The organism is Roseicyclus sp. (assembly GCF_052168335.1).
GTDB lineage: Bacteria > Pseudomonadota > Alphaproteobacteria > Rhodobacterales > Rhodobacteraceae > Roseibacterium.
In genome coordinates this window covers 1-8,541 of record NZ_JBQLZP010000476.1, presented here as the reverse complement: position 1 = coordinate 8,541, position 8,541 = coordinate 1, and the positions used below count along the sequence as shown (strand labels likewise).

Annotated in this window: 8 protein-coding genes and 1 pseudogene; 5 read left to right on the top strand and 4 right to left on the bottom strand. The window is 70.5% G+C overall.

Annotated features, from left to right (window positions below; all coding sequences use genetic code 11):
- A partial coding sequence (locus ACTS11_RS14785; protein WP_442641068.1) for a hypothetical protein occupies window positions 1–315 on the top strand: 315 nt, incomplete at its 5' end.
- A gap of 9 nt (window positions 316–324) precedes the next feature.
- On the opposite strand, the gene ACTS11_RS14780 is transcribed toward ACTS11_RS14785, so the two are convergent.
- Together ACTS11_RS14780 and ACTS11_RS14775 are read right to left on the bottom strand one after the other, a co-directional pair.
- Window positions 325–588, bottom strand: coding sequence for a DUF2842 domain-containing protein (locus ACTS11_RS14780; protein WP_442641067.1), 264 nt, complete (start codon window positions 586–588; stop codon window positions 325–327).
- A 24-nt stretch (window positions 589–612) separates the two neighbouring features.
- The gene (locus ACTS11_RS14775) at window positions 613–1,908 is read right to left on the bottom strand and encodes an adenylosuccinate synthase (protein ID WP_442641066.1); all 1,296 of its coding nucleotides are present in this window, start codon (window positions 1,906–1,908) and stop codon (window positions 613–615) included.
- A 368-nt stretch (window positions 1,909–2,276) separates the two neighbouring features.
- Between ACTS11_RS14775 and secG the strand changes: the two genes are divergently transcribed.
- The gene (gene secG, locus ACTS11_RS14770) at window positions 2,277–2,636 is read left to right on the top strand and encodes a preprotein translocase subunit SecG (RefSeq protein WP_442641065.1); all 360 of its coding nucleotides are present in this window, start codon (window positions 2,277–2,279) and stop codon (window positions 2,634–2,636) included.
- A gap of 169 nt (window positions 2,637–2,805) precedes the next feature.
- Window positions 2,806–4,449, top strand: a complete 1,644-nt coding sequence (locus ACTS11_RS14765; protein WP_442641064.1) for a CTP synthase — start codon at window positions 2,806–2,808, stop codon at window positions 4,447–4,449.
- Here the strand turns inward: ACTS11_RS14765 and ACTS11_RS14760 are convergent, their stop codons facing one another.
- Window positions 4,450–5,658, bottom strand: coding sequence for a DegT/DnrJ/EryC1/StrS family aminotransferase (locus ACTS11_RS14760; RefSeq protein WP_442641063.1), 1,209 nt, complete (start codon window positions 5,656–5,658; stop codon window positions 4,450–4,452).
- 32 nt (window positions 5,659–5,690) lie between these two features.
- The gene (locus ACTS11_RS14755) at window positions 5,691–6,380 is read right to left on the bottom strand and encodes an HAD-IA family hydrolase (RefSeq protein ID WP_442641062.1); all 690 of its coding nucleotides are present in this window, start codon (window positions 6,378–6,380) and stop codon (window positions 5,691–5,693) included.
- Between the two features lie 142 nt (window positions 6,381–6,522).
- Here ACTS11_RS14755 and glmU point away from each other — a divergent pair, with 142 nt between their 5' ends.
- Window positions 6,523–7,917, top strand: coding sequence for a bifunctional UDP-N-acetylglucosamine diphosphorylase/glucosamine-1-phosphate N-acetyltransferase GlmU (gene glmU, locus ACTS11_RS14750; protein ID WP_442641061.1), 1,395 nt, complete (start codon window positions 6,523–6,525; stop codon window positions 7,915–7,917).
- A 4-nt stretch (window positions 7,918–7,921) separates the two neighbouring features.
- A pseudogene (locus ACTS11_RS14745) lies at window positions 7,922–8,541 on the top strand (glutamine--fructose-6-phosphate transaminase (isomerizing)); the annotation flags it as partial.

The window sequence follows — 8,541 nt, the reverse complement described above, 5'->3', positions numbered from 1 at the left end:
GACGAGGATGCGCACGACGCGGCGCCCCACGGCGACCTGCCCGACTTCGCGATGCGCTTCGCCAGTCTCCTCGAGGAGAGCGACGCCACCGAGGTCGAGGACGTGATCGCGCTCGGCGCGGAGTTCATCACGACCGATCTCGGCCAGGAGGAGTTCAAGCGCGTGCAGCTCATCCGGCTGGTGCGCATGGCCACCGACGAGAGCATCGGCCGCGACGAGGCGATGACCGCGATCTCCGTCCTGTCCGAACGCGGGGTCCTGTCGCAGAGCGCGAACGGCCGCTACCGCCTGAACCGGCCCGGCGACCGGGACTGAACCGCCCCGTCAGGAGCCGTCGCGCCGGGATCCGTCGCGTCTTGACCCGTCGTCCGGCAGGGCGTCGGGATCGGCCTGTCCGACGCCCTTGAAGATCGCCTTGAGCGGCAGCGCCCAGACGACGCCGAGCGCCACGTAGACGCCGAGCTCGACCCAGAGCGACGGCCGCTCGAACAGGCTCACCACATACCAGGCGAGCCCGATATAGGCCGGAAGCCCCACGAGCAGCACGAGAAGCGAGAGCCTCCGGCGTGTCTTGTAGCTGAGTGCCATGTCGCCTCCTGCCGGTGGTGTCCGTCAGTCCGAGAACGGGTCCGTCACCAGGATCGTGTCCTCCCGCTCGGGCGAGGTGGAGAGTAGGGCGACCGGGCAGTGGATCAATTCCTCGATCCGGCGCACGTACTTGATCGCCGCCGCCGGAAGCTCGGCCCAGGAACGCGCGCCCTCGGTCGATTCCTGCCAGCCGGGCATCTCCTCGTAGACGGGCACGCAGCGCGCCTGCTCCTCCGCCGCGAAGGGCAGGTAGTCGAGGATGCGCCCGTCGAGGTCGTAGCCGGTGCAGATCTTCAGCGTCTCGAAGCCGTCGAGCACGTCGAGCTTGGTCAGCGCGATGCCGTTCACGCCCGAGGTCATGCAGGTCTGCCGCACGAGGGCCGCGTCGAACCAGCCGCAGCGCCGCTTGCGGCCCGTGACGGTGCCGAACTCGTGCCCCCGCTCGCCGAGGCGCTGGCCGTCGGCGTCCTTGAGCTCGGTCGGGAAGGGCCCCTCGCCCACGCGGGTCGTGTAGGCCTTCACGATGCCGAGCACGTAGTCGATGGCGCCGGGGCCGATGCCGACGCCGGTGGCCGCCTGCCCCGCGATCACGTTCGAGGAGGTGACGAAGGGATAGGTGCCGAAATCGATGTCGAGAAGCGCGCCCTGCGCGCCTTCGAAGAGGATGCGGTTGCCCGCGCGGCGGCGCTCGTTCAGCACCTTCCAGACGGGGCCGACGTAGGGCAGCAGCTCGGGCGCGATCTCGAGCAGGCGGGCGATGAGCGCGTCGCGGTCCACCTCATCGATCCCGAGGCCCTTGCGCAGCGGGTTGTGGTGCTGGAGCGCGCGGTCGACGCGCGCCTCGAGCGTGGCGCGGTCGGCGAGGTCGGCGGCCCGCACGGCGCGGCGGCCGACCTTGTCCTCGTAGGCCGGGCCGATGCCGCGCCCGGTGGTGCCGATCTTGGTCCCGGCGCTCGCCGCCGCCTCGCGGGCGCGGTCGAGCTCGCCGTGGATCGGCAGGATCAGCGCGGTGTTCTCGGCGATCATCAGAGTCTCGGGCGTGATCTCGACGCCGTCCTGGCGGATCTTCGCAATCTCCTCGACGAGGTGCCAGGGGTCGAGCACGACGCCGTTGCCGATGACCGAGAGCTTGCCGCCGCGCACCACGCCCGAGGGCAGCGCGTTCAGCTTGTAGACCTTGCCGTCGATGACGAGGGTATGGCCCGCGTTGTGGCCGCCCTGGAAGCGGCAGATCACGTCCGCCCGCTCGCTCAGCCAGTCAACGATCTTTCCCTTGCCCTCGTCGCCCCACTGCGCGCCGACGACCACGACATTCGCCATTCCGGTGCCTCTTTGCGTCCGACCCGCCGCCGCGGCGGGCATCTGGATTGTCCTCCGCGGCCAGAGGCCCCGGAAATGCGCGCAGAGCTATAGCGGCGCGGCGCGCGGGAAGAAACAGCTTTCTCCCGGCCCCGGACCCGGCGCGATTCGGAGCCTGCCGGGGTGGTTGCGGGTGCGGCGGCAGGCCGCGCCACCCAGGAATGTATGCCAAGGAATGCCGTCGCTCACCGGAAAGTGCATTCGTTTGAAAGGAAATACTTGCCTGAGGGCGGTCGATTCGCCTTATGGTTGAACAGGCGGGCCTTGCGGCGGCCTGTCGCATCCCATAAGTAGCCGCAAACGCACGGCACCTGAACAGGAACCCGCCGATGGAAAACGTCATCCTCGTCGTCCACCTGATCCTTGCGATCTGTCTCATCGGGGTCGTGCTGCTGCAGCGCTCCGAGGGCGGCGGACTGGGGATGGGCGGCGGCGGCGGCGTGATGACGGGCCGCCAGGCGGCGACCGCGCTCGGCAAGCTGACCTGGGCCTTCGCCATCGCCTTCCTGATCACCTCGCTCACGCTGACGATCATCGCCGCGCAGAACTCGGCGGGCGACTCGGTGCTCGACCGGATCGGGGTCGAGGCTCCTGCCGACGCGACGGACGGCCCGGCCCTGCCGCCTGCGGGCGACCTCCTGCCGCCCGCCTCGGGCGACGCGCCGGTCCTGCCGCCGCGCGCGGACTGAGCGGTCTCGATCCACAAATGCTGGGCGTCCGTGCAAGGCGCCCAACATCATCTAGCGGGTCTATTGCGGCCCGCCTCCGAATCCTGATATCCTCAAATCCCGTGGTTGACGAATTCAGACCGGGCGCGCAAACGGGCGCCGGTCTGACACGGGGAGACACCGACGGCACATGGCGCGCTTCATCTTCATCACCGGCGGGGTCGTCTCGTCGCTCGGGAAAGGTCTTGCCTCGGCGGCGCTCGGCGCGCTCCTCCAGGCTCGCGGCTACACGGTCCGGCTGAGGAAGCTCGACCCCTACCTCAACGTCGATCCCGGCACGATGTCGCCCTTCGAGCATGGCGAGGTCTTCGTGACCGACGACGGCGCGGAGACGGACCTCGACCTCGGGCATTACGAGCGCTTCACCGGCGTCGCGGCGCGCAAGACGGATTCCGTCTCCTCCGGGCGGATCTATTCCAACGTGCTCGAGAAGGAGCGGCGCGGCGACTACCTCGGCAAGACGATCCAGGTGATCCCGCACGTCACCAATGAAATCAAGGACTTCATCCGCATCGGCGAGGACGAGGTCGACTTCATGCTCTGCGAGATCGGCGGCACGGTCGGCGACATCGAGGGCCTGCCCTTCTTCGAGGCGATCCGCCAGTTCGCGCAGGAGAAGCCGCGCGGCCAGTGCATATTCATGCACCTGACGCTGCTGCCCTACATCAAGGCCTCCGGCGAGCTGAAGACCAAGCCGACGCAGCACTCGGTGAAGGAACTGCGCTCGATCGGGCTCGCGCCCGACATCCTGGTGTGCCGCTCGGAGGGGCCGATCCCCGCGAAGGAGCGCGAGAAGCTCGCGCTGTTCTGCAACGTGCGGCCCGACGCGGTCATCGCGGCGCAGGACCTCGCCTCGATCTACGAGGCGCCGCTCGCCTATCACCGCGAAGGGCTCGACCAGGCGGTGCTGGATGCCTTCCAGATCAGCCCGGCGCCCCGCCCCGACCTGACGCGGTGGGAAGACGTGGCCGACCGGATCAACAACCCCGAGGGCGAGGTGCGTGTCGCCATCGTCGGCAAGTACACGCAGCTCGAGGACGCCTACAAGTCGATCGCCGAGGCGCTGACCCATGGCGGCATGGCGAACCGCGTGAAGGTGAAGGCCGAGTGGATCGACGCCGAGATCTTCGAGCGCGAGGACCCGGCACCGTATCTCGAGGAGTTCGACGCGATCCTCGTGCCCGGCGGCTTCGGCGAGCGCGGCACCGAGGGCAAGATCAAGGCGGCCGAGTTCGCGCGGACGCGCAAGGTGCCCTACCTCGGCATCTGCCTCGGGATGCAGATGGCGGTGATCGAGGCGGCCCGCCACCTTGCCGACCTCGGCGATGCCGGGAGCGAGGAATTCGACCACGAGGCGGGGAAAAAGCGTTTTACGCCCGTGGTTTACCACCTCAAGGAATGGGTGCAGGGCAACTACAAGGTCACGCGGAAACAGGACGACGACAAGGGCGGGACCATGCGCCTCGGCGCCTATGACGCGGTGCTGGCCGAGGGCAGCCGGGTGGCCGAGGTCTACGGCTCCACCACCATCGAGGAGCGGCACCGCCACCGCTACGAGGTCGACATCAAGTATCGCGAGGCTCTGGAGGCGCAGGGGCTGCACTTCTCGGGCATGTCGCCCGACGGACGCCTGCCCGAGATCGTCGAGGTGAAGGACCATCCCTGGTTCATCGGCGTGCAGTTCCACCCCGAGCTCAAGTCCAAGCCCTTCGCGCCGCATCCCCTGTTCCGCGACTTCGTCCGCGCGGCCAAGGAGAATTCGCGCCTCGTCTGACTATTCGGCGGCGGCGGGCGCGGCGCGGCGCACCTCGTCGCGGATGATCGACGCGATGAGCGCGGCGTCCTCCGTCGAGAAGGTCAGCGGCAGGCGCATGTCGATGAGGCCCGCGAGGATCGCGTCGGTCCTCGGCAGGCGCTGCGGCGGGGCGTAGCGCCAGCTGTCGTAGCGCGAGGTGAAGGCCACGGGCTCCTCCGCGCCGAACCACTTGAGCTCCACCCCCCGCGCGGCGCAGGCCGCCAGGAGCATCCGGATCTGCCCCTCCGCGAAGCCCGGCAGAAGGAACTGGATCGAGGAGCCGACGATGCGCTCGCGCGGGTCGCGCTCGACGATGCGGAGGCCGGGTGTGTTGCGCAGACCCTCCTCCACCGTGCGGTAGAGAGCGTTCCAGCGGTCGACCCGCGTTTCGAGGTCGGCGAGCTGCACGCGCAGGATCGCGGCCCTCAGGTGGTCCATCCGACCGGAGACATTGGGCGTCTCGAGCTTTACGTTTTCGAACGTATCCACAGGGGGTCTTGCGCGGTGCCGGGGATAAAGCATGTAGCTTCCCGACAAGATGATCGCGCGGGCCATGAGGTCGGGATCGTCCGAGACGAGCAGCCCGCCCTCGCCCGAATTGATGTGCTTGTAGGTCTGGGTGGAGTAGCAGCCGACCCGCCCGTGCCGCCCCGACGGCACGCCGTTCCACGCCGCGCCCATCGTGTGCGCGCAGTCCTCGACCACCTCGACCCCGAGCGCGCCGCAGACCTCCATCAGGCGGTCCATGTCGCAGATGTGCCCGCGCATGTGGCTGAGGAGGAGGACGCGCGCGCCGCTCTCGCGGGCCTTCTCCGCCAGGTCGTCGATGTCGATGGTCAGCGCCTCGGTCGTCTCGACGAAGACCGGGACCGCGCCGACGCTGGCGATGGCGCCGGGCACGGGGGCCAGCGTGAAGCCGTTCGAGAGCACCTTGTCGCCGTGGCCCACGCCCATCGCGCGGAGCGCGCAGGACATGGCGTAGCCGCCCGAGGCGACGGCGAGGCAGTATTTCGCGCCGGTGAAGGCGGCGAACTCCTCCTCCAGGAGCGCGACCTCGCCCGCCTCGCCGGGGGCGAGGTTGTAGCGGTGCAGACGCCCGGTGCGCAGGACGGCGACGGCGGCCTCGATGGCGGCCTCGGGGATCGGCTCCTGCTGGGTGAAGTTGCCCTTGAAGACGGTGTGGTCCATGCCGCGCACCTTCCGCAGAGGCGGGCCGCCGGTCAAGCCTGCGCGGCGCGCTCGCGCGGCAGGAGGCGGTCCACCAGCGCGTCCAGGTCGTCGAAATGCGACAGGAGCGCCTCGGGCTTGAGCCGGGCGACGCCCGCGCCCTCCGGCCCGAAGGTGACGAGCGCGCAGGGCACGCCGGCGTTCCGCGCGGTCCTGCGGTCGGTCTCGGTGTCGCCGAGGAGGAAGGAGCGCGCGACATCGCCCCCCGCCCGCTCGACCGCGGCGCGGTAGGGGGCGGGGTCGGGCTTGCGCACGGGCAGCGTGTCGGCGCCCACGACGGCGTCGAAGAGGGCCGAGAGCTCCAGCGCCTCGAGCAGGCGCAGCGCCAGCGCCTCGGGCTTGTTGGTGCAGATGCCGAGGGCGAGCCCCCCGTCCCTGAGCCGCAGCACCGCCTCCGCCGCGCCGGGATAGAGCCGGGTGTGGACGTCGAGCGCGGCGCCGTAGGCCTCGAGCAGCAGCGGATAGCCGCGCTCGACGATGCCCTCGGGGTCGGGCAGGCCGAGCCGCGCGGCGGCCAGCGCCAGCATCGCGCGCCCGCCACGGAAGGCGGTGGCGTCGTCCCGGCCGGGCACCAGGCCCGGCGGATGGCCCATCGCGGCGAGCGCCGCATTGGCCGAGGCGATGAGGTCGCCCGCGGTGTCCGCGAGGGTGCCGTCGAGATCGAAGATGACCGTGCGCCGCATTGTCCCCCGGAAGGCCCCGCGCGGGATCGGCAGCGATCCGCGCATTCCCTGAAACACCCTGTCGGGCAAATTGACCGAGGCACATGTTGCCTGCGGCCTGCCCCCTTGTTAGGACGCAGGAAAACCGAGGGAAAGCCGTTTCATGGCCGAAGGTTCCGAGCGCCCCGACGATCCGTCCGCCGAAATCGCGCCCCCGGTCGCCCTCATCGTGCTGGCCGCGGGCGCGGGCACGCGGATGAATTCCGACCTCCCCAAGCCGCTGCACGAGCTCGGCGGGCTGCCGATCCTGGCCCATGCGCTGCGGGCGGGCGCCGCGCTCGAGCCGTCGCGGATCGTCGTGGTCACGGGCCACGGCGCGGAGGCGGTGGAGGCGGCGGTGGCCGGGATCGAACCCGCCGCGATCTGCGTCCGGCAGGAGGCGCAGAACGGCACGGGCCACGCGGTGATGCAGGCGGCCCCGGCGCTGGAAGGCTTCGCGGGCGACGCGGTCGTGCTCTATGCCGACACGCCCTTCGTCACGGCGCAGACGCTTGAGCGGATGCGCGCGGCGCGGGCGCGGCACGACGTGGTGGTGCTGGGCTTCGAGGCGGCCGAGCCGGGCCGCTACGGCCGCCTCGTGATCGAGGGCGACAGGCTTCTGCGGATCGTCGAGGCGAAGGACGCGACGCCCGAGGAACTGGCGATAAGCCTCTGCAACTCGGGCCTCGTCGCGGCGGATCGCGGCGTGCTCATGGGGCTTCTGTCGCGCATCGGGCCGCACAACGCGGCGGGCGAATACTACCTCACCGACATCGTCGGCCTCGCCGTCGCCGAGGGGCTGTCGGCCACCGCGATCCTCTGCCCCGAGGCCGAGACGCTCGGCATCAACTCGCGCGCCGAACTCGCCGCCGCCGAGGCGCATCTCCAGACGCTGCTCCGCGCCGAGGCGCTGGAGAACGGCGTGACGCTGACCTGGCCCGAGAGCGTGATCCTCTGCGCCGACACGGTGATCGGGCGCGACGCGGTGGTCGACCCGCATGTCGTCTTCGGCCCCGGCGTCACCGTCGAGAGCGGCGCGCGCATCCGCGCCTTCTCGCATCTCGAGGGCTGCCACGTCTCGGCGGGCGCGGTCGTCGGACCCTATGCGCGCCTCCGCCCGGACGCCGAGATCGGCAACGACGCGCGGATCGGCAACTTCGTCGAGGTGAAGGCCGCCCAGATCGGCCAGGGCGCCAAGGTCAACCACCTCAGCTACATCGGCGACGCCGAGATCGGCGAGGGCACGAACGTGGGCGCGGGCACCGTCACCTGCAACTACGACGGCGTGATGAAGCACCGCACCGTGATCGGGCGGCACGCCTTCATCGGGTCGGACACGATGCTGGTGGCGCCCGTCACGGTCGGCGACCGGGCGATGACGGCCTCGGGCTCGGTCGTCACCGAGGACGTGCCGGAGGGGGCGCTGGCGCTCGGGCGCGCGAAACAGGTGAACAAGCCCGGCCTCGCCGTGAAGCTGATGGAGCGGCTGAGGGCCATCAAGGCGCAGAGGAAGGGGTAGGCCCATGTGCGGCATCGTCGGCATTCTCGGCACCCACGAGGTGGCGCCGCTGATCCTCGAGGCGCTGAAGCGGCTGGAATACCGCGGCTACGACAGCGCGGGCATCGCGACGCTCCAGGACGGGCAGCTCGACCGGCGCCGCGCGGTCGGCAAGCTCATCAACCTCTCCGACACGCTGGTGCACCGGCCGCTGCCCGGCAAGACCGGCATCGGCCATACCCGCTGGGCCACCCACGGCGCGCCGACCGTGTCGAACGCGCACCCGCACCAGACCGGGCCCGTCGCCGTCGTGCACAACGGCATCATCGAGAACTACCGCGAACTCCGCGCCGAGCTCGCCGGGTCGAACTTCGAGAGCGAGACGGACACCGAGACGGTCGCGCAGCTCTGCGCGCGGTTCATGGCGGGCGGCATGTCCGCGCGCGAGGCGGCGGTGGCCACCATCGCGCGGCTCGAGGGGGCCTTCGCGCTCTGCTTCCTCTTCGACGGCGAGGACGACCTGATCGTCGCCGCGCGCAAGGGCTCGCCCTTGGCCATCGGGCATGGCGACGGCGAGATGTATCTCGGCTCGGACGCCATCGCGCTGGCGCCGATGACCGACCGGATCACCTATCTCGACGAGGG

What these genes read in the sequence shown, in the direction of transcription:
- ACTS11_RS14780 (WP_442641067.1), bottom strand. Translation starts at nt 588, where the DNA reads ATGGCACTCAGCTACAAGACACGCCGGAGGCTCTCGCTTCTCGTGCTG.
- ACTS11_RS14775 (WP_442641066.1), bottom strand. Translation starts at nt 1,908, where the DNA reads ATGGCGAATGTCGTGGTCGTCGGCGCGCAGTGGGGCGACGAGGGCAAG.
- secG (WP_442641065.1), top strand. Translation starts at nt 2,277, where the DNA reads ATGGAAAACGTCATCCTCGTCGTCCACCTGATCCTTGCGATCTGTCTC.
- ACTS11_RS14765 (WP_442641064.1), top strand. Translation starts at nt 2,806, where the DNA reads ATGGCGCGCTTCATCTTCATCACCGGCGGGGTCGTCTCGTCGCTCGGG.
- ACTS11_RS14760 (WP_442641063.1), bottom strand. Translation starts at nt 5,658, where the DNA reads ATGGACCACACCGTCTTCAAGGGCAACTTCACCCAGCAGGAGCCGATC.
- ACTS11_RS14755 (WP_442641062.1), bottom strand. Translation starts at nt 6,380, where the DNA reads ATGCGGCGCACGGTCATCTTCGATCTCGACGGCACCCTCGCGGACACC.
- glmU (WP_442641061.1), top strand. Translation starts at nt 6,523, where the DNA reads ATGGCCGAAGGTTCCGAGCGCCCCGACGATCCGTCCGCCGAAATCGCG.